This window comes from Aeromicrobium sp. P5_D10, assembly GCF_054049535.1.
In genome coordinates, this window is sequence record NZ_JBFUME010000008.1 from 305073 (window position 1) to 331126 (window position 26054).

Annotated in this window: 26 protein-coding genes and 1 pseudogene; 12 read left to right on the forward strand and 15 right to left on the reverse strand. The window is 63.9% G+C overall.

The genetic code is table 11. From position 1 onward, the window contains the following. Nucleotides 1–20: 20 nt before the first annotated feature. Complete coding sequence (locus ACXJKC_RS16855) at nt 21–371, forward strand: sterol carrier family protein (protein ID WP_456697902.1); 351 nt, start codon at nt 21–23, stop codon at nt 369–371. Between the two features lie 98 nt (nt 372–469). Here ACXJKC_RS16855 and ACXJKC_RS16860 read toward each other — a convergent pair whose 3' ends face one another. From ACXJKC_RS16860 to ACXJKC_RS16880, 5 genes are all read right to left on the reverse strand, one after another. Next, complete coding sequence (locus ACXJKC_RS16860) at nt 470–1198, reverse strand: glycerophosphodiester phosphodiesterase (RefSeq protein WP_456697903.1); 729 nt, start codon at nt 1196–1198, stop codon at nt 470–472. A gap of 9 nt (nt 1199–1207) precedes the next feature. After that, nucleotides 1208–2530 (reverse strand): glycoside hydrolase domain-containing protein, encoded by a 1323-nt coding sequence (locus ACXJKC_RS16865; RefSeq protein WP_456697904.1) that lies wholly within the window; start codon nt 2528–2530, stop codon nt 1208–1210. 40 nt (nt 2531–2570) lie between these two features. Next, nucleotides 2571–4136 (reverse strand): long-chain-fatty-acid--CoA ligase, encoded by a 1566-nt coding sequence (locus ACXJKC_RS16870; RefSeq protein WP_456697905.1) that lies wholly within the window; start codon nt 4134–4136, stop codon nt 2571–2573. Between the two features lie 72 nt (nt 4137–4208). Then, nucleotides 4209–5894 carry an ELWxxDGT repeat protein gene (locus ACXJKC_RS16875; RefSeq protein ID WP_456697906.1) on the reverse strand — a complete coding sequence of 562 codons (1686 nt, stop codon included), beginning with the start codon at nt 5892–5894 and terminating at the stop codon, nt 4209–4211. Nucleotides 5895–6028: 134 nt separating this feature from the next. Continuing rightward, complete coding sequence (locus ACXJKC_RS16880) at nt 6029–6700, reverse strand: TetR/AcrR family transcriptional regulator (protein ID WP_456697907.1); 672 nt, start codon at nt 6698–6700, stop codon at nt 6029–6031. Nucleotides 6701–6769: 69 nt separating this feature from the next. On the opposite strand from ACXJKC_RS16880, the gene ACXJKC_RS16885 reads away from it, so the two are divergent. From ACXJKC_RS16885 to ACXJKC_RS16900, 4 genes are all read left to right on the forward strand, one after another. Further along, entirely contained in the window at nt 6770–7573 is an 804-nt protein-coding gene (locus ACXJKC_RS16885) for a phytanoyl-CoA dioxygenase family protein (protein ID WP_456697908.1), read from the forward strand. A 62-nt stretch (nt 7574–7635) separates the two neighbouring features. Then, nucleotides 7636–9129, forward strand: coding sequence for an amidophosphoribosyltransferase (gene purF / locus ACXJKC_RS16890; RefSeq protein ID WP_456697909.1), 1494 nt, complete (start codon nt 7636–7638; stop codon nt 9127–9129). Further along, complete coding sequence (gene purM / locus ACXJKC_RS16895; RefSeq protein ID WP_456697910.1) at nt 9126–10196, forward strand: phosphoribosylformylglycinamidine cyclo-ligase; 1071 nt, start codon at nt 9126–9128, stop codon at nt 10194–10196. The genes purF and purM overlap by 4 nt, the downstream gene beginning before the upstream one ends. A 108-nt stretch (nt 10197–10304) precedes the next feature. Then, complete coding sequence (locus tag ACXJKC_RS16900) at nt 10305–10463, forward strand: DUF3073 domain-containing protein (RefSeq protein WP_456697911.1); 159 nt, start codon at nt 10305–10307, stop codon at nt 10461–10463. Nucleotides 10464–10574: 111 nt separating this feature from the next. On the opposite strand, the gene ACXJKC_RS16905 is transcribed toward ACXJKC_RS16900, so the two are convergent. After that, nucleotides 10575–11666, reverse strand: a complete 1092-nt coding sequence (locus ACXJKC_RS16905) for a Glu/Leu/Phe/Val dehydrogenase dimerization domain-containing protein (RefSeq protein ID WP_456697912.1) — start codon at nt 11664–11666, stop codon at nt 10575–10577. Between the two features lie 156 nt (nt 11667–11822). Between ACXJKC_RS16905 and ACXJKC_RS16910 the strand changes: the two genes are divergently transcribed. Beyond that, nucleotides 11823–13238 (forward strand): malic enzyme-like NAD(P)-binding protein, encoded by a 1416-nt coding sequence (locus ACXJKC_RS16910; protein ID WP_456697913.1) that lies wholly within the window; start codon nt 11823–11825, stop codon nt 13236–13238. Here ACXJKC_RS16910 and ACXJKC_RS16915 read toward each other — a convergent pair. From ACXJKC_RS16915 to ACXJKC_RS16930, 4 genes are read right to left on the reverse strand one after another with little or no spacing between them, the layout of a single operon-like run. Next, a complete protein-coding gene (locus tag ACXJKC_RS16915) occupies nt 13233–13541 on the reverse strand; it encodes a hypothetical protein (RefSeq protein WP_456697914.1) in 309 nt (102 codons plus the stop codon). The two genes, ACXJKC_RS16910 and ACXJKC_RS16915, sit on opposite strands and share 6 nt — an antisense overlap. Further along, nucleotides 13538–14002 (reverse strand): MarR family winged helix-turn-helix transcriptional regulator, encoded by a 465-nt coding sequence (locus ACXJKC_RS16920; protein ID WP_456697915.1) that lies wholly within the window; start codon nt 14000–14002, stop codon nt 13538–13540. Before ACXJKC_RS16920 ends, ACXJKC_RS16915 begins: the two co-directional genes overlap by 4 nt. A 38-nt stretch (nt 14003–14040) precedes the next feature. Continuing rightward, complete coding sequence (locus ACXJKC_RS16925) at nt 14041–14847, reverse strand: SDR family NAD(P)-dependent oxidoreductase (protein ID WP_456697916.1); 807 nt, start codon at nt 14845–14847, stop codon at nt 14041–14043. Beyond that, complete coding sequence (locus ACXJKC_RS16930) at nt 14844–15458, reverse strand: TetR/AcrR family transcriptional regulator (RefSeq protein WP_456697917.1); 615 nt, start codon at nt 15456–15458, stop codon at nt 14844–14846. The genes ACXJKC_RS16925 and ACXJKC_RS16930 overlap by 4 nt, the downstream gene beginning before the upstream one ends. A gap of 68 nt (nt 15459–15526) precedes the next feature. Here ACXJKC_RS16930 and ACXJKC_RS16935 point away from each other — a divergent pair, with 68 nt between their 5' ends. After that, nucleotides 15527–16426: a sterol desaturase family protein gene (locus tag ACXJKC_RS16935; protein WP_456697918.1), complete on the forward strand. Its 900-nt coding sequence runs from the start codon at nt 15527–15529 to the stop codon at nt 16424–16426. Then, the gene (locus tag ACXJKC_RS16940) at nt 16423–17037 is read left to right on the forward strand and encodes a hypothetical protein (RefSeq protein ID WP_456697919.1); all 615 of its coding nucleotides are present in this window, start codon (nt 16423–16425) and stop codon (nt 17035–17037) included. The genes ACXJKC_RS16935 and ACXJKC_RS16940 overlap by 4 nt, the downstream gene beginning before the upstream one ends. On the opposite strand, the gene ACXJKC_RS16945 is transcribed toward ACXJKC_RS16940, so the two are convergent. Further along, nucleotides 16929–17684, reverse strand: a complete 756-nt coding sequence (locus ACXJKC_RS16945) for an SDR family oxidoreductase (RefSeq protein ID WP_456697920.1) — start codon at nt 17682–17684, stop codon at nt 16929–16931. The genes ACXJKC_RS16940 and ACXJKC_RS16945 overlap by 109 nt on opposite strands. 22 nt (nt 17685–17706) lie before the next feature. Further along, nucleotides 17707–18876 carry a M20 family metallopeptidase gene (locus tag ACXJKC_RS16950; protein ID WP_456697921.1) on the reverse strand — a complete coding sequence of 390 codons (1170 nt, stop codon included), beginning with the start codon at nt 18874–18876 and terminating at the stop codon, nt 17707–17709. Nucleotides 18877–18990: 114 nt separating this feature from the next. Between ACXJKC_RS16950 and ACXJKC_RS16955 the strand changes: the two genes are divergently transcribed. After that, nucleotides 18991–19920, forward strand: coding sequence for a LysR family transcriptional regulator (locus tag ACXJKC_RS16955; RefSeq protein ID WP_456697922.1), 930 nt, complete (start codon nt 18991–18993; stop codon nt 19918–19920). 80 nt (nt 19921–20000) lie between these two features. Here the strand turns inward: ACXJKC_RS16955 and ACXJKC_RS16960 are convergent, their stop codons facing one another. The 3 genes and pseudogenes from ACXJKC_RS16960 to ACXJKC_RS16970 all read right to left on the reverse strand — a co-directional run bounded on the left by ACXJKC_RS16960 (nt 20001) and on the right by ACXJKC_RS16970 (nt 22384). Next, the gene (locus ACXJKC_RS16960; protein ID WP_456697942.1) at nt 20001–20804 is read right to left on the reverse strand and encodes an amino acid ABC transporter ATP-binding protein; all 804 of its coding nucleotides are present in this window, start codon (nt 20802–20804) and stop codon (nt 20001–20003) included. A 63-nt stretch (nt 20805–20867) separates the two neighbouring features. Then, a pseudogene (locus ACXJKC_RS16965) lies at nt 20868–21515 on the reverse strand (amino acid ABC transporter permease); the annotation flags it as partial. Between the two features lie 2 nt (nt 21516–21517). Then, entirely contained in the window at nt 21518–22384 is an 867-nt protein-coding gene (locus ACXJKC_RS16970; RefSeq protein WP_456697923.1) for an ABC transporter substrate-binding protein, read from the reverse strand. Nucleotides 22385–22798: 414 nt separating this feature from the next. Between ACXJKC_RS16970 and ACXJKC_RS16975 the strand changes: the two genes are divergently transcribed. Genes ACXJKC_RS16975 through ACXJKC_RS16985 form a run of 3 tightly spaced genes read left to right on the forward strand, consistent with a single transcriptional unit; the run spans nt 22799 to nt 26038 of the window. Continuing rightward, nucleotides 22799–24250, forward strand: coding sequence for a 4-hydroxyphenylacetate 3-hydroxylase family protein (locus tag ACXJKC_RS16975; RefSeq protein ID WP_456697924.1), 1452 nt, complete (start codon nt 22799–22801; stop codon nt 24248–24250). Further along, on the forward strand, nt 24247–24921 hold the full coding sequence (locus ACXJKC_RS16980; protein ID WP_456697925.1) for a DUF1028 domain-containing protein: 675 nt from the start codon (nt 24247–24249) through the stop codon (nt 24919–24921). The genes ACXJKC_RS16975 and ACXJKC_RS16980 overlap by 4 nt, the downstream gene beginning before the upstream one ends. Beyond that, the gene (locus ACXJKC_RS16985; protein ID WP_456697926.1) at nt 24911–26038 is read left to right on the forward strand and encodes a M20 family metallopeptidase; all 1128 of its coding nucleotides are present in this window, start codon (nt 24911–24913) and stop codon (nt 26036–26038) included. The genes ACXJKC_RS16980 and ACXJKC_RS16985 overlap by 11 nt, the downstream gene beginning before the upstream one ends. Nucleotides 26039–26054 lie beyond the last annotated feature (16 nt).

Sequence of the window (26054 nt, forward strand, 5' to 3'; positions counted from 1 at the left end):
GGTCTCACTAGGCTGACGGTATGGCCCGATACGTTCCGCTGAGCCACGAGGAGTTCGCCGAGGTCTGCGCGCGTCTCGATGCGGGCGAGCCGTCTCGGGCTGACCTCAAAGCCGCGACCAAACATCTGGCGGCGCTGCTCGTACAGAAGGCGCCCGGCGCGAGCGTCGAGGTGCGGGTCCCGCCGTTCGCAGCGGTGCAGTGCATCGCGGGGGCGCGGCACACCCGCGGGACGCCGCCGGCCGTCGTCGAGATGGACGCGGCGACGTGGATCGCTTTGGGCCGTGGGCGGCTCGCCTGGGCGGATGCGACGGTCCGGGCATCGGGGGAACGATCTGACTTGTCGCCGCTGCTGCCACTCGACGCCACCTGAAAATCGGGGACACGCAAGATGTCGGCGGTTCTGGGTCGATGGGTCGAGGCCAACGACCCAGAACCGCCGACATCTTGCGGGGGCGCTCCCGACGGCAGCTAGCTGTCCCGTCGGACGGCAAGTGCGCGTTCCGGGTAGTTGGTCGTCACCATCCACACGTCCGGATCATTGATCCAGCGCTCCAGCTCGGCTGGCTTGTCGACCGTCCAGACCAGCAGCGGCAATCCGCGGCGGCGGGCGTAGCGCTTGAGCGACAGTTTTGCGAGGCTCTTATGTGCCACGACGAGATTGGCCCGGCTCAATCGGATGCGCGTGCGCGGGAAACTCGCCTCGATCGCCACAATGCGGCGCGCCAGACGATGACCCCGCCAGGTGCGGCGGCTCGACGACAGCCCGACGAGAAGGCCCGGTGCCTGGGTCTTCGACCAGGCGATCAGGCGGCGCACGGACGAATCTTCCGCGGTCGTGAACACCGCGCCGTCGACGCCGAGTACCTCGATGATCCGTTGTGCCAGCTCGATCTCGTGGCCGGGGACCTTGAGGTCCACGTGGGCCTTGACCCGGCCTGCCAACACTGCGAGGACATCGTCCAGATGCGTCAAGGAGGATGAGAAGTCGTCGAATCGATGACCAGCGATCAGGCGACGGATCGTGCCGTCATCGAACGTCGCGTCGTGGAAGATGACTGGGATCCCATCGGCCGTCAGCCGGACATCGAACTCGACGAAGTCACATCCCAGGGCGATCGCGGCCTCGAACGCCGCAATCGTGTTCTGGGCCGAGCGCTGGGATCCGGCACCTCCACGGTGTGCCGAGACGAGCGCCATCTGGGCTCCCTAGGCCGTCTTACCGCGCTTTAGTTGAGTCCACATCCCTGACTCGGTCGTCGGATACGACGGCAACTTTCGCGCCTTACGGTAGGCCGCGACGGCCTTGACGGTCTTCGCATCGTAGATTCCCGTCAGACGGGGCTTTTGGCCGGCGGCGATGAGCGAGCGTTGGAGCCGCCACACGGGCTCGCCGACGGATCCTTCTTTCAGTACCCGAGGCGAACTGCCATATGAGAGCAGCGCGGTCCAGGTGGGAGCGGTGGTGCGCCCGGCGGGCGTCCAACCCAATTTGGCCCGGTAGGCATCGATCGCCCGTACAGTCCCCGTACCCAGATAGGTATCGACGGATTTGAGGACGCCTTGGGCCCTCAACAGGCACTCCAAGGCAGCGACCTCGGGCCCCCGGCTGCCGTTCTGCAACCTCGGATAGGACGTGAACGACATCTTGACCTTGCACGGCAGCGACTGCTTGCTCGCGACCGAGCCCTTGCCGACGTCGAGGTAGTTCTTGTCGATATTGAGCTTCTTCTTGCCGTACGTCACGTTGATGCCGTTGTGGTACTGGTGGATCCGCTGCTTGACCCATCCCTTGTCAGAGAGGTAGGGCCCGCCGTCGGTGTTGGCGACCTTGTTGACCCAGGCGATCCACATGTGGTCGGGCAGGGTGAATCCCTTGCGCTTGGCAGCGCGGGCCTGATCGACGGCCTTGACAGCGGCCGAACCGCTCGAATACAGGCCCGACTTGTATCCCTTGGAATGCAGGTATTCGGTCCATGCGTCGGCGAACTCGAGCACGATCCGATCGCACTTCGCCGTCCTGGCGTACCACTCGATGTCGAGGTAGGAGACGCTTCCGGTACCGAAGCCGAACTTCTTCAATGCGGCGATAGTCTCCCTGGCTTCTGTGCGCGCCTGGGTACGAGCCTTCGACACGCTGGTCGACATGCGCTTCTTCTGGACCCGGCTCTTCGGATTGTTCTTGAAGCAGGGCGCTTGGCGACCCACGTGGATCGGAATGAAACGCCAGCCGTTGGCAGCGTTCTTGGTTACCCACGCCTTGCTGAGGTTGGGTTGGTACTTGTCGCCGCAGTAGCGCGAGTTGCCCGAGATGTAGATGCCGATCGCGCTGAACGGGGATTGGAGGTTCCAGGTGTCCATGACCGACTGGCTCGGCGCCACGCAGGCGTCGAATCCGTAGCCGGTGAAGCTGCCGGGTGCCTGTGGAGACGTGGCAGCAGAGGTGGGTGTGGACATGAGGAACGTCGCGGCCAGACCGGTGAGGACACCGGCGATCATGAGCCGCGAGGTGGGGGAAGGCACCAGGCGCATGGGCATGAGCGTACGTGGTGAGGGCGCCTTATGTCACGGGTCAGACCTGGCGGTCGCCGTCGGACCAGTAGGGCTTGCGCAGATCGCGCTTGAGAATTTTGCCCGACGGATTCCGGGGCAACGCCTCGACGACGTCGATCGACGACGGCGCCTTGTAGTGCGCGAGGCGTTCGCGGGCAAAGGAGATGAGCTCCTCAGTGGTGGCCCGTTGATCCGGCCGGAACGCGATGACGGCTTTGACTGCTTCGCCCCAACGTTCGTCGGGAACCCCGATGATCGCGATCTCGGCGACTGCTGGATGTTCTGCGAGTACCCGCTCGACCTCGGGGGAATAGACGTTCTCGCCGCCGGTGATGATCATGTCCTTCATCCGGTCCTCGATGAACAAGAAGCCGTCATCGTCCACCCGGCCGAGGTCGCCGGTGCGCACCCATCCGTCGGCCGTGATGAGCTCGGCGGTGGCATCCGGCTTGCCGAGGTATCCCGCTGTCGCCTGAGGGGTACGGAACCAGATCTCGCCGGACGTTCCGACAGGCACATCCTGCAGGGTCAGCGGGTCCACGACCCGCATCTCGGCGTTCTTGACCGGCCGTCCTGCTGACACAAGGCGCTCGGGGTGACTCGCATCGCGGTGGGCCTCGTCGTTGAGCACCGTGATGACCCCACCGAACTCGGTCATGCCGTAGACCTGCTGGAACTCGGTGTCGGGCCAGGCTTCCATGGCGGTCCGCAGAACGGGCAAGGGCATCGGGGCCGCGCCGTATCCGAGACCTTTGAGCTTGGCGAACAGGCCCATGACCTGGGGCCCGGCGGCGATCAGGGCCGCTACGACCGCGGGAACCAGGAACACATGCGTGCAGCCGGCGAGCATGCCCGCCGCCAGCAGAGCGCCGTCGACCTCGGGGACGATGTATCCGGCGACACCGACCACGGGGCCGAGCAAGGCGTACGACGTACCGCCGACGTGGAACATCGGCATCGCGATCAGCAACATGTCGTCCTGGTCGTACGTCGTGTCTCCGAGCCCGTTGACGCTGTGCTCGACCATCGCGTGCTGGCTGAGCTGGACGCCTTTGGGACGTCCGGTCGTGCCGGAGCTGTACATCACGACGCAGATGTCCTCCGGAGACACATCTGACTGGCGCTCTGTGGGCGTTCCGGCGTCGAGCCAGGATTCGAACTCATCGTTCGCGCCGCCCACCACGACGATCTTTTCCGCATGTGTGAGACGTCCTCGGATCAGTTCGAACTGGTCGAGCAGCTCGTGGCCGACGAACACGATCTTCGCGCCGCAGTCGTTGATGACGTAGTCGAGTTCGTCGCCTGCCAGGCGCCAGTTGACAACCGTCGTCGCGGCGCCGAGATGGCAGCCGCCGAGGAGTAGTTGGAGAACTGCGGGATTGTTCTTGTCGAGGATCGCGATCGTGTCGCCGCGTTCCACTCCATCGGCGCTCAGGGCTCCAGCGGCTCGACGTACCGATTCGTACGCCTGCGACCAGCTCCAGCTTCGGTCACCGAAGATCCAGCACGGTCGATCGGGGTGCTCGGCAGCGCGGGCGGCCAGGAAGTCCGGGAGATATGTCGCCGACGGGATCGTGAAGGTCATACAGGCCCCTAGGGTGATGTGGATCACACCACCCTAGGGGCACGCATCAAGAGGTGCCACCGCCTGCGGGCATCACTTCACCCGTATGCGGATCGTGCTCGAGTGGGAGGTGCGGGCGTAGACGCTTCCGGTGTAGTACGCCTTGACCTTGTGGATGCCTTTGCCGAGCTTCCTGGTGATCCGGATCCGAGTCATGCCGCCCTTGAGATGGCCCGTGCCCACGATCCGTGACCCCTTCTTGAGCACGACCTTGCCGATCGGGGTGGTTCCGGTGGCCCGCACTTTGACCGTCACGCGGATCCGACGTTTGGCGGCAGTCTTCTTGCTGACGGTCTTCTTGTAGCCCTTGGTGACCGACGCGCGGGTCGTGAAGGCCCACAGCTCCTCGCCATGTGATTCCTGCGCCTCGAAGAACAAGGTGTTGCCGATCGAGGCGAGCGATTTGGCGTACGAGTGATCCGGACCAGGGCGCAGGTCCTTGGTCAGACGGGTGTTGGCAGCCGTGCCGTCGGTCTGCCACAGCTCGCCGCCGGTCAGGGGTGTCTGTGCTGCGAAGAACAACAGACCGCCGGAGAACGTGAATCGGGATGGATGGCTGCCTTCGATGCCGGGTGCGAGGTTCTTGACGGCGTGCGTCGTCGCCGGTGTTCCTTGGGTGGCCCAGAGTTCGCTGCCGCCGGCCGCATCGGTCGCGTCGAAGTAGATCTTGTTGCGATACAAGGCGAACTCCTCGCCGGTGATGCCGCTGTCGCCGGGAGTGGTGTTGATGTCCTTGATCAGGACCGTGCCGTTGCTCGTGCCATCGGTCGACCACAGCTCAGTGCCCAGTGCCTCAGTGCGGGCGCTGAAGATCAACCGGTTGCCGAAACGGGTGTAGGTGTGAGGGCTGGAACTCTTGTCGGCTCCGGGGTTGATGTCCTTGACCATAGTGCTCGTCGAGCCGTCGCTGATCCACATTTCGTAGCCGTGGGTGTCGTCACGGGCGGTGAACACGAATCTGGCCTTATTGCCGACGGTCCATGCCGCGAAGTCGAACGGGTGGGAGTTAGCTCCCCCGGCGGCGATGTTGCCAACCATATGGGTGCCAGCCGATGTGCCATCGCTGACCCAGGGTTCATTGCCATGAGCTCCCGTGCCGGCCCGGAACACGACCTTGTTCCCCCAAGGGGTCATGTTGCTGACCGAGGAGCCGAATGATCCGGGGTTGAGGTCGGCCACACGCTGGGTCGTCGCCGCAGTCCCCTTGGTGCGCCACAGTTCGGAACCCGTTGTGCCGTCGTCCGCACCGAAGTAGAGCCACCCGCCCGCTACGACCAGTTCGTCGGGGTACGCCCCGGAGGTTCCTGGCCAGATGTCTTTGACGCGGTGGGTGCCGGCTTTGGTCCCGTCCGTGACCCACAGCTCGCGATCGGTCGAGCTGGTGCGGGCCGAGAAGTAGACCTTGCCGTTGAACGTCGTCAGGTCGTCGGGATCCGATTCATTGGCGCCGGGCCAGATGTCTTTGATCATGTGGGTTCCGGCGGTTGTGCCGTCGCTGATCCAGAGTTCGGCACCCAGATTGTTCTGGTAGGCGTAGATCAGTCGGCTGCCCAGCGCGGCCGAATCGTGGATGAACGACGTCCCGCCTGAACCGGGTGTGGCGTCGCGGACGATGTGCGGCGCGGAGTTGAAGTCGGCGGGCGATCCGGCCGATGCCGGCGCCGCGAGCACGCCGAGTGCGACCGCTGCGGCCGCGGCGATGGACAGAGTTCTCTTCATGGAATGACCTGGGTCTCTCGTGTCGGGGGACCCGGTCGGTGCGCGCGCATGCGCCGATGAGTCTGCTTGTTCAGAGACCGTATCAAGATTTCGACTATTTGACTATAGATACTCTGTATTGAATACAGGAAGCCTTATTTCGATGCGGGAGAGGGCAGATCTACTGTCGAGACGCCGAGCTTCCGGACGGCTTCGGTCAGCCATTTTGTGTAGGACTCGATCGTGTGGCCCCAGTCGCCGATCAGTTGGTCGTACGTCTCCTGCGAGGTCAAGACATAGAGGAACGGTGCGACCGTCAGGGGATCGGTGCCCGGAGACACGATCCCGCGGCTGATGTACCAGTCGACTCCCATCACGAAATCGCGCTTCTTCAAGGTGATGAGCTCTTCGATCTGCTCGGCCACTTGCGGCTCGGACAGTGCGGCGGTCCTGACCGCCGGCCAGATTCCCCGCGAGCGGCTGTTGGCGTCGGCGATGAACTCGGCATAGCCCCGGATGGCCTCGTCCGTGTCGTCCAGCGACATGATCCGCATCAGGTCGGGTTCGTCCAGGATCGTCTTCCAGCCGCTCTCGCCGGAGTACATCTGCTTGAACGCGGCGATCAACAGCGCGGGTTTGGTGCCGAGCCCGTGGACGGACTCGACGGACACGCCTGCTCGATCGGCGATCTGCGCCATCGTGGTCCCGGCATAACCGCGTTCCGAGAACACCTGGCCGGCTGATGTGGCGATCAACCGGCGGGTCTCGGCGGCCTTCTCGGCCCTGAGGGGTGATCGATAGGTACGTGTTGGTCGGGGATCGTTCATGCTTTGACCTTAGAGGGTCTGTGCCCAAATCGCGGAGATCGTGCGCTCGGACTGGTTTACGCTGCCAAGATGACTCTCCTGGATCCGGGCATCATCGAGGAATATCAGCGCGATGGCGTGGTCGTGGTGCGAGGGCTTCTCGACTCTGATGAGATCGAGTGGGCCCGCGATGCGATCAGTACCGTACTGGACGCTCCCGGCCCACTGGCTCAGGTGGCAAGCGGGGCCGACGATCCGGGATTCTTCATCGAGGACTTCCGCCGCTGGCGCGATGTCCCGGCGATCGGCGACCTGGCCCTGCACTCGGCGGCCGGCCAGGTGGCTGCCGAGCTGCTCGGCTCTCCGAAGGTGCGGCTGTATCACGATCACGTGCTGGTCAAAGAAGGCGGAACCGCGCAACGGACTCCGTGGCATCAGGATCAGCCCTATTACAACGTCGAGGGTCGTGGAGTCAGTGCGTGGATCCCGGTCGACCCGGTTCCCGAAGCAGGCTGCCTGGAGTTGGTCGCGGGGACGCATCAGGGGTCATGGCTCATGCCGCGCGCGTTCATGGACGGCGAGGCCAAGTGGTTTCCTGAGGGGGCGCTTGTCGAGATGCCCGATATCGAGGCGCATCGCGATGAGTACGACATTCGCCGATTCGAGATGCAGCCGGGCGATGCGATCTTCTTCGACTTCCTGACGGTTCACGGCGCCCCTGGCTTCCCCTTCGCGGGACGTCGCCGTGTGCTGTCGCTGCGATATCTGTCGGATGAGGCCCGCCACGCGCCTCGCCGCTGGCGCACTTCGCCGCAATTCGAAGGGCTTGCCGACGAGCTCGCGGACGGCGCCGAGATGGATCACGAGCTGTTCCCGATCGTCTGGCCCGGCTGACCTGCAGCCCCACGACCGCGAGTGATTGGGTGCTGGGGCCGGACGGGCTCTACACTTGGGCTGTGCCCCGCGGAGATGGACGCCTCACCCACGACCTCGATCCTCAGGAAGCCGGACCCCAAGACGCTTGTGGCGTCTTCGGTGTTTGGGCGCCAGGCGAGGAAGTCGCCAAACTGACCTATTTCGGTCTCTATGCGCTGCAACATCGCGGCCAGGAGTCAGCCGGCATCGCGGTCAGCAACGGCCGACAGATCCTCGTCTACAAAGATATGGGGCTGGTGTCCCAGGTCTTCGACGAGGCGACGCTCGAATCGCTCAAGGGCGAGATCGCGATCGGGCACACCCGCTACTCCACGACCGGGTCCAGCGTGTGGCACAACGCCCAGCCGACGTTCCGACCCACGTCGACCGGTTCGGTCGCCTTGGGGCATAACGGCAACCTGACCAATACCGCGGACCTCACCGAGCAGCTGAACATCCGCGACAGCGCTTCGCGCCGTGATTCCGGCAAGGGTGAGACCGCGACGTCCGACACCGCGGTCATGGCCTCGCTCCTCGCGTCCTACCCCGATCGGTCGGTCGAGGAAGCCGCGCTCGAGGTGCTGCCCACATTGCGCGGTGCCTTCTCGCTGGTGTTCATGGACGAACACACGTTGTACGCGGCACGTGATCCGCAGGGCATCCGGCCCCTCGTCCTGGGTCGTCTCGAACGCGGCTGGGTCGTCGCGAGCGAGACCGCTGCACTCGATATCGTCGGCGCCTCGTTCATCCGGGAGATCCAGCCGGGCGAGTTCGTCGCGATCGACGAGAACGGTCTGCGCACAGAGCGGTTCGCCAAGGCTGAGCCGAAGGGCTGCATCTTCGAGTACGTCTACCTGGCCCGGCCCGACACGACGATCGCCGATCAGCGGGTCTTCTCGGTCCGCGCCGAGATCGGCCGTCGTCTGGCCCGTGAGTATCCGGTCGACGCCGATCTGGTCATCCCGGTGCCAGAATCCGGAACCCCGGCCGCGATCGGATACGCCGAAGAATCCGGGATCCCGTTCGGGCACGGCCTGGTCAAGAACTCCTATGTCGGCCGGACGTTCATCCAGCCCTCGCAGACGCTGCGCCAGCTCGGCATCCGGCTCAAGCTCAACCCCCTGCGCGATGTCATCGCCGGCAAGCGTCTCGTCGTGGTCGACGACTCGATCGTGCGCGGCAACACCCAGCGCGCCCTCGTCCGCATGCTGCGCGAGTTCGGCGCCGCCGAGGTGCACGTCCGCATTTCGTCGCCGCCGGTCAAGTGGCCCTGCTTCTACGGCATCGACTTCGCCTCGCGGGCAGAGCTCATCGCCAACGGCATCTCGGTCGATGAGATCCGCCGTTCGATCGGCGCCGACTCACTCGCGTACATCTCGCTCGACGAACTCGTCGAAGCCACCAACATCCCCAATGACAATCTTTGCCGGGCCTGCTTCGACGGCATCTATCCCGTGGCCCTGCCGGAGGACGACTTGATCGGCAAGCATCTCCTCGAGGTCCAGGACCAGCTCCCGATCGAGGTTATTTCGTGACCGACCAGCGCACGTCCTACGCCTCCGCGGGAGTCTCGATCGAAGAGGGCGACCGAGCCGTCGAGCTCATGAAGGAGTGGGTCAATAAGGCCCGTCGGCCCGAGGTTGTGGGCGGGATCGGTGGATTCGCCGGCCTCTTCGATGCGACGGCTTTGAAGTCTTACACCAAGCCGTACCTGGCGACCTCCGCTGACGGAGTCGGCACCAAGGTGCAGATCGCGCAGCGCATGGACAAGCACGACACGATCGGTTTCGACCTGGTCGGCATGTTGGTCGATGACCTTGTGGTGTGTGGCGCCGAGCCATTGTTCATGACCGACTACATCGCGTGCGGCAAGGTCGTGCCTGAGCGCATCGCCGACATCGTCAAGGGCATCGCGCAGGCGTGCGCCGAGTCGGGCACCGCACTGCTCGGTGGAGAGACCGCCGAGCATCCTGGCCTGCTGGGCGTCGATGAGTACGACATCGCCGGCTCGACGACCGGTGTCGTCGAAGCCGACGCATTGCTCGGTGCCGAGCTGGTACGCCCCGGCGACGTCGTCATCGCGATGGCCTCCAGCGGCTTGCACTCCAACGGCTATTCGCTCGTGCGGCACGTCTTCTTCGACAAGGCCGGTTGGGAACTCGACCGCGAGGTGCCCGAATTCGGGCGCACCCTGGGCGAGGAGCTGTTGACCCCGACACGTCTCTACACGCTTCCGTGCCTCGATCTGGCCAAGCGCGTCGACGTGCATGCGATGTCGCACATCACCGGCGGTGGGCTCGCGGCCAACCTGGCACGGGTCCTGCCCTCGAACGTCTCGGTACGGATCGATCGATCGTCCTGGACGCCGCAACCGGTCTTCGGTCTGGTGGGTGCGCTGGGTGGCGTCTCACAGGCAGATCTCGACCTGGCGCTCAACATGGGCGTCGGTATGGTCGCGCTGGTCGCTCCCGATGCCGCCGACGCTGCACTAGCCCTGCTCGCTGAGCACGGAGTCGATGCCTGGATCGCCGGCGACACGGCCGAATCGGGTGTCCACGGAGACGGCGGAACCGTGACGTTGCAGGGTGCGCATTCGGGCTGAGCGGAATCTTTTGGGCCCGCGGGGGGTCGATGGTGGGTTTGTTGTGACTCTTCGGTAGGCTACGAGTTACGACATACTGACTATTTCTCTGCGAGGGGGTCGGCACCTATGGGGCGCGGCCGTGCGAAAGCCAAACAGACCAAAGTTGCGCGCGACTTGAAGTATCGGACGCCAGATACTGACTTCAATACGTTGCAGCGCGAACTCCATGGTGAGTCGGGCGAACCGATTCCAGAGCAGTATCGCGACCTTGAGCGAGAAAGCTAAGCGGCTTCGCCGCTCCTGCGACTTCGTCGCAGCCGGGCTTCGCCCGGACGCCTAGCCTCGCTTCGCTCGGCCCATGGTCACCCTTTGGGGTGGCCATGGGCCGAGCTCTGGTCACTTCGGCAGCCAGACGTGCCTCAGTCGGCCGACTTCGCGCATGCGCTGTTCGGCCATGCGGTCGGCGGCCACTGACGGCGGGACGCCTTCGGCCTTGGCGCGTTCGAGAACGCCCAAAGTTGTGTCGTAGATCTTGGTCGCGCGCATTTTGGCGCGGTCGAAATCGAAGCCTTCGAGTTCGTCGGCGACCTGGATCACGCCGCCGGCATTGACGCAGTAGTCCGGGGCATAAGTGATGCCGCGCTCCTCGAGTCGTTTCTCGATGCCGTCGTGAGCCAGTTGATTGTTGGCAGCACCGCAGACGACGGTCGCGGTCAGTGCCTCGATCGACTCGTCGTCGAGTGCTCCTCCGAGGGCGCACGGTGCGTAGATGTCGAGCGGTTCGCGGATCAAGGTCTCGGTGTTCTGCGCGACCGTGATCGCGGGATACAGCTCGCGCAGGGCCGTCACGGCAGGTTCGTGGGGGTCGGTCACCACGACCTGGGCGCCTTCGTCGATCAGATGTCCCACGAGATGTCTGCCGACCTTCCCGACTCCGGCCACACCCACTCGTCTCCCGGCCAGGGACGTGTCGCCCCACAGGTGCTGGGCGCATGCGCGCATCCCCTGGTAGACCCCGAAGGCGGTGAGCACCGAGGAGTCGCCTGCGCCGCCGTGTTCGACCGTCCGGCCGGTCACGAAGTCGCACTCGCGCGCGATCAGATCCATGTCGGCCGAGAACGTCCCGACATCGCAGGCGGTGAAGTAGCGCCCGTTGAGTGACTGCACGAAGCGGCCGTAGGCACGCAGCAGTGCTTCGGTCTTGAGGGTCTTGGGATCGCCGATGATGACAGCCTTGCCCCCGCCGAGGTCGAGTCCGGCAAGTGCGTTCTTGTAGGCCATGCCCTGAGAGAGGTTGAGCACATCGGTCAGCGCGTCAGCCTCTGAGGCGTACGGGTAGAAACGGGTTCCGCCGAGGCCCGGACCGAGCGCAGTCGAATAGATCGCGATGATGGCCTTGAGGCCGGATGCCTCATCGTGGCAGAACACGACCTGTTCGTGGTGGCTGCTGAAGGGGGACGGTAGCGAGGCGGTGCGGTCGGTCGTCACGGTAGTGCTCTCTGTCGAAGTTGGCGGGCCCGGCGTTGGTGGGCCGGTCCCATCGGTTTGGCCACGGGGTGATGTGGCTCTCAACGACTCTACCCGCGCCCAAGCACAGGCGACACCGATCGAACGTGAGGATTTCCTCAGGTTTATGCTGGTGGGGTGAAACATTCCGTCGCCCCCAGCATTTCGTACTCGATCACGATCCGCCTCGAGGTGCCTTCGGGCGGCTCTGCGGTCAGCGATCTGACCACCACGGTCGAGCAGGCCGGAGGTATCGTCACCGCCCTCGACGTCGCGGCCTCGGGAGCCGACGCACTGCGCATCGACGTGACGTGTGCGGCCTCCGACACCGACCATGCGGGTCGTATCGTCGAGGCGCTCAAGTCCGTCGGCGACGTGTCGGTCAAGAAGGTCTCCGACCGAACGTTCCTGATGCACCTGGGCGGTGTGATCGAGACCGCGATGAAGCATCCGCTGCGCAACCGCGACGACCTCTCGATGATCTACACGCCCGGCGTCGCCCGTATCTGCGAGGCGATTGCCGCCGACAAGGAAGACGCCCGCCGGTTGACCGTCAAGCGCAACAGCGTTGCCGTCGTCAGCGATGGTTCGGCGGTGCTCGGACTGGGCAACATCGGTCCGTACGCGGCCTTGCCGGTCATGGAGGGCAAGGCCGCGCTGTTCAAGAACTTCGCCGATGTCGACGCCTGGCCCATCGTCTTGGACACGCAGGACGTCGATCAGATCGTGGAGACCGTCGCCGCCATCGCGCCGGGCTTTGCCGGCATCAATCTCGAAGACATCTCGGCGCCGCGCTGCTTCGAGATCGAGGCCAGGTTGCGTGAACGGCTCGACATCCCGGTCTTCCACGATGATCAGCACGGCACCGCCGTCGTTGTCCTCGCGGCGCTTCGCAACGCTTTGAAGGTTGTCGGCAAGGACCTGGCGGGAGCGCGGATCGTCCTGGCCGGCGCCGGTGCCGCAGGGACGGCCGTCCTCAAGGTGCTGCTGCACGCCGGCGCTGCTCATGTCGTGGTCTGCGACGTCAACGGTGTCGTGCACACCGGCCGGGCAGACACCGATCCCACTTTGGCCTGGATCGCGGCGAACACCAACCCTGATGGTCTTTCCGGGACGCTGCACGAGGCCCTCCCGGGGGCCGATGTGTTCATCGGCGTCAGCGCACCCAACCTGATCGCGGCCGAAGATGTCGAGGGTATGGCCGATGGTGCGGTGGTGTTCGCGCTGGCCAATCCGACTCCCGAGATCGATCCGGCGATCGCCCGCCGTCACGCGGCGGTCGTGGCCACCGGACGGTCCGACTACCCGAACCAGATCAACAACGTCCTGGCGTTCCCCGGCATCTTCCGCGGTCTGCTCGATGCCCAGTCGCACGGGATCGGGATGGAAGTTCTACTGGCAGCAGCCGATGCGGTGGCCGAATCGGTCTCTGACGACGAACTCAACGCCAACTACGTGATCCCGAGCGTCTTCCATCACGACGTCCACCAGAGGGTCGCCACCGCCGTGCGGGAGGCGGCCCTGAAGGCGGACGCCAAGGCTGCCGGCTCATAGGACCCAGAAGAATCCGATGATCGTGGGGAGCAAAGACAGCGGGGCCCAGGCCGACCAGATCTTTGCTCCCAGGATCAGTCGCATCACGACATAGGTCACGATTGCGAAAACCGCCGACATCACCAAGAGCAGGATGGCGTCGGAGTCGCGGCCCTCGCCTTTGACGACCTCGGCGACAACGATCAGGCCGATGACGCCGTGGATCGCGACGGCGAAGAAGGCGATCGCTGCGACGCGGCGCTGAACCCGGCGCAGCGCGACGAGTTGTTCGGCGGTGGACTTCGTCGTGGATTTGGTGCTCATGCGGACACGCTTTCGTGTGCGGCGTCGATGATGCCGTGGAGGACGCGGTTCGTGGCGGTCAGATCGTCTTCGGACATGCCGAGGCGTTTCAGCATCGTCGGGGGGACCGAGAGGGCCCGGGCACGCAGGGCCTGCCCTTCGGGTGTCACGCTGACGGCCAATGCCCGCTCGTCGACGCTCGAACGTCGACGCGTGATGAGGCCGGCGGTCTCGAGCCGCTTGAGCAGCGGCGACAAGGTGCCGGGATCCAGATGGAGCAGGGCGCTGAGGTCCTTGACCGAAAGCAACTTCTCTTCCGACGGATCAGTGTGCTGCCAGAGCGCCAGCATCACGAGGTACTGAGGATGGGTCAGACCGAGCGGTTCGAGCACTGATTTATACGACGCCACGACCTCCCGGGACGCGACGGCCAGTGCGAAGCACACCTGTTCTTCGAGCGCGAGCGGATTCGTGATCGTCATATAGCTAGTGTACCAATCATTGGTGCACTAATAGAATCTCATTCTTTGGTTCGCCGCGCGAGGGCGCGATCCATGTGCCGAAAGACGGGACGTAGTCCGGCCGTGAGGATCCCAGGCGTCGCAGCCATGCCGATCTCGGAGATCGTCCCGTGCAGGCTGGATATCCTTGTCGGTTTGTCGACAATTGCCTTGACGATCCAATTGGCCGCCTTGTCCGCGCTCATCATCGGCATGGCCTGATAGATCGCGGTTTGACCGGACATCTCGGTACGAACCATCGGGAAGTGGACCGTGGTGGCCGAGATTCCCGCCGAGCCTTGTTCTGCCACGAGTGACCTCGTGAACGATTCGAGTGCGGACTTGCTGGCCAAATAGGCCGAGAACAGTGGGATGGGGATCTGGGTCGACATGCTCGATGAGATGACGACGTGACCGTGCCCCTGCTCGAGGAAGCGGGGGAGGAGGCCCAATGTCAGCCTGACCGAGGCAAAGTAGTTGATCGCCATGGTGCGCTCGAAGTCATGCATGCGGTCGACCGATTCGGCGATCGGGCGGCGGATCGATCGGGCGGCATTGTTGACCAGCGCATCGATGCGTTCATGCTCGTCGAGGAGTTGGGCTATGACTGACGTGGCCTGTTCGGCGTCGGTCAGATCGACGGGATAGATGTGGACAGATCCGCCGGCGAACGTGATGTCGGCCGCGACGTCAGTGAGTTCGTCCTCGCGTCGGGCCAGGAGGCAGACCGTGGCACCGAGTCGAGCCAGTTTGCGTGCTGCCTCGGCGCCGATGCCGCTGGAGGCGCCGGTCAGGACGACGGTCCGGCCGGTGAGCTTCTTGCTCATTGAGCCGCTCCGTTGAACAGTGCCACGATGAGTCGCGCACACCGCTCGGTCATCTGCTCGGCACTTTGCTCGGGGTGGGCGACCCACCAGTTCATGATGGAGTCGACGATGCCCAGCCACACCGAGGTCATCGCGGAGATGTCGAGCTCGTCGCGATTTCCGGCCAGGTTCATCAACTCGGCGACGCCCTCGTCGGCGAGTTTGCCGATCCGGTCGGTGTACAGGGTTGTCGCGTCGGCGATAGGTCCGGTCTGCGGCGCGGAACTGTCGAAGAACAGCCGCCACAAGTAGCGCTGCTGATCGAGGAGTGCGAACAGGCCGGCGAGGGTCTGCATGCCTCGCTCGATGCCCACGGCGTCACCGCGCGCGATGCGCTCGATCTCGTCGGCGAGCAGGGAGCCGCCGCGGTCGAGGCACGCTTCGTAGAGCCCCTCCTTGGAGCCGAAGTAGTTGTAGATCAGCGGCTTGGAGATGCCGGCGATCTCGGCGATCGTCGCCACGGAGGTCGACGCGAATCCGTGCGTGCCGAACTGTTCGGACGCGACCGCCAGGATCTGCGTCTCGCGATCTATCCGAGGGACACCTTTGGTGCCTGCATTGGTCCTGACCACGCTCGAAGTCTAGCGGCCGAATATGACTCTGTGTTAACTTACCCGCGAGTCATATAAGGAGATGTTCTGTGGAAGCATTGGACCCGCTGAAGAATCCGACCCTCGTCGCGGCGCCGTTCTTCGTACTCACGCTGCTGATCGAGCTCGCCGCATTCAGGTTCCTGGAGACCGACGACGAGATGCGCGGGTACGAGAAGAAGGACGCTCGGACGAGTCTGATCATGGGCATCGGTTCGATCGTCTCGAGCGCGATTTTCAAGATCACGACGCTGGTGCTGTTCGTCGCGATGAGCGTCTACCTCGCGCCGTGGCACCTGCCCGACGACACCTGGTGGTCGTGGGTTCTGTTGATCGTCGGACTCGACCTCGCGTTCTATCTGCAGCACCGATTCGTCCACCGCGTCCGTATCGGGTGGGCCGCGCACCAGGCGCACCACTCCAGCGAATACTTCAACTTCTCCACAGCGCTGCGTCAGAAGTGGAATCCCTGGGCCGAAGCGATCTTCTGGGCGCCGTTCCCGTTGCTCGGTTTCGAGCCCTGGATGCTCTACGTCGCGTTCTCCTTCAATCTGATCTTCCAGTTCTTCCAGCACACGGAGCGCATCGGCACGCTGTGGCGCCCGATCGAGTTCATCTTCAACACCCCGTCGCACCACCGGGTGCACCACGGGAGCGATCCGGAGTATCTCGACAAGAACTACGCCGGGATCTTCATCGTCTGGGACCGGATGTTCGGCACTTTCCAAAAGGAGCTGCACAGGCCCAAGTACGGGCTGACCGTCCCAGTCGGCACCTACAATGTGCTGAAACTGCAGTACGGGCCGTTCGTGGCGTTGGCGCGGGATGTGCGTGCCGCACGGTCCTGGCGCGACAAGATCGGTTACGTCATCATGCCGCCGGGCTGGCAGCCGGGTGAACGTCGCAGCGAGGCCGAGCAGCCCCGTGACCCCGTCGAGCAGGCGGTGTGACCCGTCGGGAATGGGCCCTGGTTCCCCTACTCGCTGTGTGGCTGACGGGCTGCGATCAGTTCTTCCACATCCGGACGGCGACGCTGGAGTATCACTGGCATCCGCAACTGTTCGGGCAGACGATCATCGTGCCAGTGGTCTTCGCGGGCGCAGTGGTGGCAATGTTCCACACGGCGGGTGCCGTGAAGGGTGGCGGCCGCGGTTCGCTGGTCGCATCGATGCTCATCGCGACCGGCGCGTACCTCGTGTCGGGGCTGCTCACGCCCCGGTTCGCCATGGCGTACGCGATCGTCTTGGTGGCGCTCTGGCTGGCGCGGGTCGCGTCGCGGCGCGATCCGCGACTTGTCCTGCTGGGTATCGTCATCGCGGCCGGCGGCGTGACGGGCGAAGCCGCTCTCTCCGCCGCTGGCGAGTTCGACTACCTCGACCCAGACGTGCTGGGAGTTCCGTGGTGGCTGTTCGGCCTCTATCTGCACGGTTCGCTCGTGGCGTTCGACCTGATTCAGAGACTGCGCGAGAGCCCGCCGTCCACGGGAAGCATGACTCCGCTCAAGAAGCTCGCGGCGGGCGACAACAAGAATGCCGCCGCCCGGCCGAACTCGTCCGGCTGACCGTAGCGCCGCAGCGGGATCGACAGCTCGTGCAAGGCGCGGGTTGCCTCGGCGTCGCCGCTCATCGCGTCGAGCGACTGCACTCGGTCGGTCGATATCCGCCCGGGCAGCAAGCCGTTGACGCGGATACCCTGCGGGCCGAGCTCGTCCGCGAGGTTCTTGGCGGCCATCGCCAGGCCGGGCCGCAATCCGTTCGAGATGCCGAGTCCCGCAACCGGCGACTTGGCCGACGTCGACAGCACGAATGCGATCGACCCGCCGTCGCCGAGTTCGGCTGAGATCTCGGTGGCCAGTCGCATCGCGCCGAGGAACACCGACTCGAAAGATGTGCGCCATTCATCCTCGGTGCGATCGAGGATCGGGCCGGCCGGCGGTCCGCCGACGCTGATCAGTGCGCCGTCGAGGCGTCCGAAGGCCTGCTGCGCCGCAGCGATCAATTGAGCAGGTGCGGTCGCATCGGCGTTGTTGACGGCGATGCCGATCGCGTTGGCCCCGAGCTCGTCGGTGGCCCGATCGACCGACTCCTGACTCCGGGACGAGATGACCACTTTGGCGCCGTCCTCGACCAGTTGCCGGGCCGTGGCGAAGCCGAGTCCGCCGGAGGCGCCGGTGAGGATGTAGACACGATCTGTGAGTCCGAGGTCCATGGGGTCAAGCGTAGGTGAATCGCTATTCGGCCCACTTGCGAGCCGCTAATTCGTACACGTCGACGATCTCAGCGAACTTCTTCTCTTCGATCCACTCGTCCGCCCAGCTGAACGGAGGGGTTCCCGGACCGATGTTGACTGCGGGAATGCCGAAGTCGCGCATGACCACCATGTCGGTCCAGAACTGGATGCCCTGGAACTTCGGCTGTGCGTAGCCGGCCTGGTCGACCGCTGTCGCGACTGTCTGTACCAGTGAGTTGTCCTTGCTGATCTCATAGGGGAGGCGGGGGCCTGAGAGCCAATGCTCGCTGAATTCGACGATGGCCTCGATCCGTGGATCGACGTCCCGTTTCAGGCGTGCAACGAGGTCTTCGGCCTGGCGGCGCACGTCGTAGGGATCTTGGGAGGGCAGTAGCCGGATGTCCAGGGTGACCTCGCAACGGTCCGGCACCTGATTGTGCTTCGTGCCGCCGCGTATCGTCCCGATATTGAGGATCGGGCCTCCGGGCAGTTCCGGGTTGGGGACGTACGGCATCTCAGCTTCGAACTTGCGAAGCGCGACCAGGATGGGCTCCATGGTCTCGATCGCGTTGAGACCCAGGTCCTTTCCGGTCGTGTGGGCCTGCTTGCCGATCGTGGTGATTTTGAGATATGCGGCGCCACGATGCACTGTGCCGAGGGTGTTGTCTGTCGGTTCGCCGCAGATCGCACCGTCTGCGGTGTAGCCGGACTCGAGGAGAGACCGAGTACCCACTCCCCCCTCGAAGTGGCAGGAGACGCCTTGGAAGATGATGTCGCCGCGCGGGCGATCGGTCGAGTTCGCGATGCGTTGGATCGCGGCGAGGCTCGCGGTGGTCGCCGCCTTCATATCGGCGATGCCGCCGCCGTAGATCCGGCCGTCTTCGACGGTGGGACCGAAGGGGTCCCTCTGCCAGTCCGGTGACATCTCGTAGATGTCCATGTGGCCGTTGAGGATCAATGATTTGCCGCCGCCGGTGCCTTTGAGACGACCGGCAACGCTAGGCCGTCCTGGCATGGACTCGACCAGCTTCACGTCCTCGACACCGGACTGGCGCAACTGGTCGGCAAGAAACTCCGCCAAAGCCTTCTCATGCCCCCACGTCGAGTCGATTGCTAGTACCTGTTTGAGAACGTCCAGCTCATCGTGGGCCGCGGAACCTTGGGTGGTCATCGTCTCTCCTTGAACGCTGGCGGGCTTGTCGAGCCGCTTGTGTTCTGCCACTGTGACCCTGACCGTTGGGTCGTGTAAAACGGAAAGAAGCGAACGACACCATAGGAGAAACCGATGGCAAATCTCACGCTTCGCCAGCTGGAGTACTTCGTGGCGTGCGCCGAACTCGGAAGTATGACCGCTGCGGCAGAACGCATTCGGCTGTCTCAATCGGCGGTTTCCACGGCGCTGGCAGACCTCGAGCGGGCACTCGGCGTGCAACTGCTCATCAGGCATGCCCGGGGGTTGTCGTTGACACCTGCGGGAGAGCGGGTCCTGTCTGATGCGCGTCGGCTGATGGGTGCGGCGGAGGACTTGCATACAAGCGCGCGCAGCATCGGGCAGTCGCTCACTGGCGGCCTGAGAATCGGCTGTTACAGCACTATCGCTCCGATTTTGTTGCCGAAAGTGGTCGCCGATTTCACTGACGCGCATCCCGAAGTCGACCTGGACATCCTCGAAGGTTCGCACGCGTTCTTGCAGGACCAGTTGCGGTCGGGCGGGTGCGAAGTCGCGCTGATGTACGACTACGAGCACAAGACCAGCAACCTGCCAGCGGATCTGCTTGCCAGAGTTGTCCGAAGCGCGCCCCCGCACCTTGTCATGCCGGCGGATCATCGACTGGCAAGTCGTAAGAGGATCAGGCTGCGTGAAGTCAGCGACGACCCTTTCATCCTGTTCGATCTGCAACCAGGTGGCGAGTACTTCGAGGACATCTTCACAAGACTCGGCCTTCAACCGAACGTCAGGTTCCGGACACAGAGCTTCGAGATGGTGCGCTCGCTGGTGGCGAGGGGACTGGGTTACTCGATGCTGACACAGCGCACCGAGGTGACGACCAGCTACGAGGGCAAGGAACTCATCGTCCGCCCACTCGCAGATGCCCTGCCGAGTCTGAATGTGGTCATCGTGCAGTTGGCTGGTGCGCGCCCGACGCGAAGGGCTTCAGCATTCGCCCAGCAATGTCTCCAATCACTCGGGGACGGCAAGGGCACCGGCTCCTGAGCAATGCGGTGATATGCGGGACCCGGCCCGACGGCCCTCCCAGGATCGGGGTAGCGCCGTCGAGCCGGGACGTGTGGTGTTCACCCCGAAACGGTGGCCAGGAACTGTTGGAGGCGGGGGCCGCCCGATTCGGACAGTTCGTCCGGCGGACCCTGCGCGAGCACCCGGCCGTCCTCCATGAACACGACCCAGTCGGCGACATCGCGCACCAGTCGCATCTCGTGGGTCACGACGACCATCGTCATGCCTTCGTCGGCAAGTTCGGCGATGACCTCGAGGACCTCTCCCACGAGTTCTGGATCGAGCGCTGACGTCGGCTCGTCGAACAACATCACCTTCGGGCCCATCGCGAGCGCTCGCGCGATGGCTACCCGCTGCTGTTGTCCGCCAGACAGCTGATGCGGGTACTTCTTGGCATGTCCTTTGAGTCCGACCTTGTCGAGCAGTCCCAGCGCCAGAGCCTCGGCTTCGGACTTGTCGCATCGGCCGGCCGCCACCGGGGCGAGCATGACGTTTTCGAGGACGCTCTTGTGTGGGAAGAGGTTGAACCGCTGGAAGACCATGCCGATGTCCCGGCGCTGCTGAGCCACGATGGCGTCGCTCGCACGGACGAATGTTTCATTGCGACCCGGCTTGTAGCCCACGACTTCGCCGTTGACCGTCACCCGTCCCTTGTCGGGGTCTTCCAATTGATTCATGGTTCGCACGAGAGTCGTCTTGCCGGAACCGGACGGGCCGATCACCACGACGACTTCGCCGGCGTGAACGTCGAGGTCCACATCAGCCAGCACCTGGTGGGAACCGTACGACTTGGAGACATCCGTCGCCGACACGACGACGGCTCCCGAGTGGGGTCGGCGGGGCCTTGTGCGCTTGGCAGCCACCCGTGACGAGGCGGGTCCCTCGTCAGCTGCCGACTTGCGCCGGCTCACGTCGAGGTGCCTCTCCAGGAGGCCGCGCAGCTGGTCGAAGATCGTGACAAGGATGACGTAGTAGATGGCTACGGCGGCCATGGTTTCCAGGACGAGGAAGTTCTGCGTGTAGAGACGCTGTCCTTCCAGAAGGATCTCATTGAGACTGATGGCGCTGGCCAGAGACGTGAGTTTGAGGATCGTCACAAACTCGTTGCCCAGCGACGGCAGCGCGATGCGGAACGCCTGCGGAACAACGACAAGTCGCTGCACCTTGGAGTAGGTCAGTCCCAGAGCTCGTGCGGCCTCCCTTTGATCCGGCCCGACGGAGAGCATGCCCCCTCGATGGATCTCAGCCATATAGGCAGCCTCGTTCAGGACCATGGCGATCATGGCCGCGAGGAACGCTGATCCCAGGAGGTCCTGTGTCTGCGGCACGACCTGGGGCAGGTTGTAGATGAAGATCAGCAGAACCAGCAGAGGAAGGCTTCTGAAGAACCACACGTAGATGCCGGCTACCACCCTCACCGGACGAATCTTCGATTCGCGCATCAGCGCCAGCACGATGCCCGCGAGGTTCGAGATGATCCAGACCAGGACGCTGAGCACGACGACCACGCCGCTTGCTCGCCAGAGGTTCGGGTCCTTGAAGAGGCTGAGGGTGTATTCCCAATCGAAACTCATGATCAGCTCTTCGTCGATTCGGCAAGAACCTTGTCATCGACGGGCTCGAGGTTGAACGACGCCAGCAGCTTGTCGTAGGCGCCCGACGTCTTCATCCCCTCGATCCCGCTCTCGACGGCTGCCTTCAGTTTGGTGTTGCCCTTCTTGACGGCGAGGCCGACCGCGACGGGATAGATGAGGCTGTCGCTGCTGAGCTCGAGCCTGGACTTGGAGTGGTCGACGACGGACTTCGCGACGGCAGCATCCGTCATCTGCGCGTCGACCTGTCCGGAGAGCAGAGCCTGGCTCGCCTCGGGATCGGTGGGGAATTCCTTGACCTTGATCGCGGGTTTGCCGGCTGCGAGACATGCCTTCCGTTCGGACCCGTTCATATTCTTCGCGATCACGGTCGCGGTCACGACGGAGACGGACTTGCCGCACAGGTCTTGGGGTGTCTTGAGGGCAGCGTCGCCGATCTTGACGATGATCGAGTTACCGGTCTGGAAGTACGGGATGAAGTCGACCTGTGCTGAACGCTCCGCCGAGATGTAGAGGGTCGAGGCGATCAGGTCGTACCGGCTTGCCTTGACCCCAGCGATGATCTGGGCGAACCGGGTTTCCTGGTAGGACACCTTGACCTTGAGTTCCTTGGCAAGGGCATTGACGAACTCCACGTCGAAGCCCGCCGGCTTGCCATTTTCGCGAGTGTCATAGGGCGGATAGGTGAGGTCGCTGCCCACCAGGAGCATGCCGCCGGTCTTGGTTCCGATGCCGTTCGAGGCGCCGGAGTCCGAGCTTGTTCCTCCGCAGGCAGACAGGCTCACGATGAGGCTGAGTGCGGTCGCCGCGGGTGCGGCCACCTTCATGAATTTGTTCGACGGGATCTTCATGTGAATCTCCTTGGGCGTCCACCGATGGCGGAAATTGTTGAGATTTGAGGTATCGAGCCCCGATGCGATGACTGGATTCCTTTAGCATGGGTGATGGGCATCACAATGAGAATCAGATTCCTTCGATCGGTTACTAAGGAAAAACTGATGGCCCCCGCAGTTGCCATGGACGCCGCCTCGGCGTCATCCGCCGGTGCCGGAGCTGCCCGCAAGAGGGTGGGGCGCGAAGTAGCCGCCTGACCAGAGCCATCGGGATAACCGATCACACTGTTCAAATAGTTCGATTTTACTTGGGCACCGCCGCGCCGCATAGTCGGATTCAGGGCCGTTCGAGCAACAACGACCTGATTTCCCTCATCAATCCGTCCCTCACGGGACACGTATGGCGCGCCTGCGTCACTAGTGGAGGAACACATGATCAAGACAGGTGACGAGTACCGGGCGTCCATTCAGGATGGCCGCCAGGTCTGGATCGATGGCGAGAAGGTGGACGACGTCACGACGCATCCGGCCTTCAAACCGATCATCGATGTTCGAGCGCGGATCTATGACCTCGGTCATGAGGAAGCGACCCGCGACGTGATGACCTACGTCGACGAGGAGTCAGGTGAGGTGTGTGCCATCGGCTCCAAGCCCCCGGTGTCGAAGGACGACTGGCATGCGAAGCGTCGCGGCGTGGAAACGATCCTCGATGCGGCCGGCGGTGTCGTCACGCGTGTGGGCGACGAGACGGTCGGCGAAATGTGGTCGCTGTTCGACGGTCAGGATGTGCTCAACGAGATCGATTCCACGTTCTCCGAGAACATCAAGCGCCACGTTCGGGCCGCCACATTGACCGACCCGTTCCACGTGTCGGCCAACACCGATCCGAAGGGCGACAGGTCGAAGTGGCCGCAGGATCAAGACCCTGATGTGCTGCTGCGAGTCATCAGTGAGAACGACAACGGGATCATCGTGCGTGGCGCGAAGTTCGAGACGGCTGCCGCCTATTCGAATCAGGCCTTCGTCAAGCCGACGATCGCCGAATGGCAGAACCAGGAGCACTCCGAGTACGCAGTCGGTTTCCGCGCGGACATGTCGGCGCCCGGGATCAAGCACATCTGCAGGTCGGGCTTCGCTGGTCACCGAAGTCCGGAGGACTATCCGCTGAGCAATCGGGTGGACGAGGTCGACACCATGATCGTCTTCGATGACGTGCTCATCCCGTGGGAGGACGTCTTCTTCTACCGTCACACGAAGGCGGCGGCGTTCATCCGCGCGACCCTGCACAGGTACAGCATCTTCCCGTTCATCCAGCGCCACCTGCGTTACGCGGACTACCTATTGGGATTCGCTCACGCGGGTGCGAGGCAGACCGGCACGAAGATGCATCAAGGCGTGCGCGAGAAGATCGCCCAGGTCGCGGCCTACCGTGAGGGCATCAACGCGTTCTTGACCGCGGCCATTGAACTCTCGGAGACCAGCCCGGGCGGGCTACTCATGCCACATCAGTCGACGATGTACGCAGGTCGGGTCTTCGCGTGCAGCAATCTGCCCGAGATCATGCACACCGTTCGCGACTTGTCGGGTTGCCAGATCAGTTTGACCCCGAGCGCCGCGCAGTTCGCCAACCCGGAGACGGCACCATGGCTGAACAAGTACTTCGCGATCGGCGACTTGGAAGCCGAAGAACGCCGCAAATTGCTTGCGTTCGGTCGCGATCTCCTGAACTCGGACTACGCGACACATCGGCTGACCTTTCAGCTCTTCGCCCAGTCGCCGGCGTTCTCGCACCTGCTCGCGGTCTACAACAACTATGACTTCGAACCGGCCACGGAACTCATGCGTCAGTCGGCGAACATCAAGCGGATCGAGTCGAGCAAATGACCTTCTCACTAGCCGGCCGATGTGCGCGGACAGGGATGTTCGGGGTCGTGGTCACCTCGTCGAGTCCTGCAGTCGCAGCCCGTTGTGCTTGGGCCCGAAGTGGTGTGGGCGCGGCGTGCACGCAGAACATCACCGACCCGACACTCGGGAATGCTCTGCTCGACCTCCTGGAGTCGGGACTCAGCGCCGAGGACGCTCTTCGTGAACTGACGGACAACACCGACAACGTCGAGTACAGGCAACTCTCCGTCGTCGATGCCGCGGGGCGCTCGGCCGCATTCTCAGGTGCCCACACATTGGGCACCAACCGAACAGTGAATGCGCCAGACGTCGTCGCGGCAGGCAATCTTCTCTCGAGCGAAGCGGTGCCTCAGGCGATGGTGTCCGCGTTCCAGGCGAACCCGGACGCGCACATCGGTGATCGGCTCCTTTCGGCGCTGCGAGCTGGAGTCGAGAGCGGAGGCGAGGAAGGCCCGGTGCATTCGTGTGGGCTGGTGATCGCCGACAACGTCCAATGGCCGATGACAGATCTCCGCGTCGATTGGCACGACGACCCGATCACGGAACTCGAACGAATCTGGACAGTCTGGAAACCCCAGGCAGAAGAGTATGTGACCCGGGGTGTGAACCCGGAGACCGCACCTTCGTACGGGGTTCCAGGTGACCTCTGACCTCAAGGATCAGGCCCGGCGTGCGGTCGAAGCCGCCGCCCCGGGCCTGATCGGCCTATCTGAGCAGTTGCACGCCAACCCGGAGGTGGCGTGGGAGGAACACAACTCCGCTCGTTGGGTGTCCGATGCGTTGGATCGTTCGGGCTTCGAGGTCACCACGAGTTACTTGGGGATGGAGACCGCGTTCTTGGCAAGTGTCGGGTCAGGGCCGAAGCGCCTTGGCCTATGCGCCGAGTACGACGCGTTGCCGGGGCTTGGTCACGCATGCGGGCACAACATCATCTCGGCGATCGCGGTCGGTGCCGCCACCGCGCTGGCCCCCCTCGCGGACGAGCTGGGTCTGACGATCGAGGTGTACGGGACACCTGCCGAAGAAGGAGGCGGGGGCAAGATCGAGATGCTCGAGCGGGGTGCGTTCCACGGCCTGGACCTGGCCATGATGGCGCACCCCGCGCCGGTTGATGTAGCCGAAGCCCGTCCGTTCGCCGTGACTCATTCGCATGTGAGTTTCCAGGGCAAGGCAGCACATGCTGCGGCCTACCCGGAGCATGGTCGCAATGCTGCGGACGCGTTTACGATCAGTCAGGTGGCCGTCGGTTTGTTGAGGCAGCAGTTGCCGTCGACAGTACGTGTGCACGGCGTGGTCACGAACGGCGGCGAGGCTCCGAACGCGATTCCTGAACGGACCGAGGGGCGGTGGTATGTCCGTGCCGATTCGCTGGAGGAGTTGGCGCAAGTCGAGTCACAGGTGTGGCGCTGCTTCGAGGCCGGGGCACACGCGACCGGATGCGAACTCCACGTAGCCGCCGAGAGCAAGCCGTACAGCGAGTTCCGCAATGACCTGGATACTCTCGCGCTGTATCGCTCGAACGCCGTCGAGCTCGGGCGCACTTTTTCCGTGGACGAAGGCGCTTCCAGGATGAATCGCGCGTCCACGGATATGGGGAACGTCTCGCTCGTCGTGCCCTCGATCCACCCCTATATCGGGATCAATTCGTTGCCGGCCATGAACCATCAACGCGAGTTCGCGGATCACTGCATCGGGGCGGACGCCAACCAGGCAATTTTCGACGGTGCGCTCGCATTGGCATGGACGGCGATAGACCGCTTCAGTTGATGTGTCGGCCAGGCGG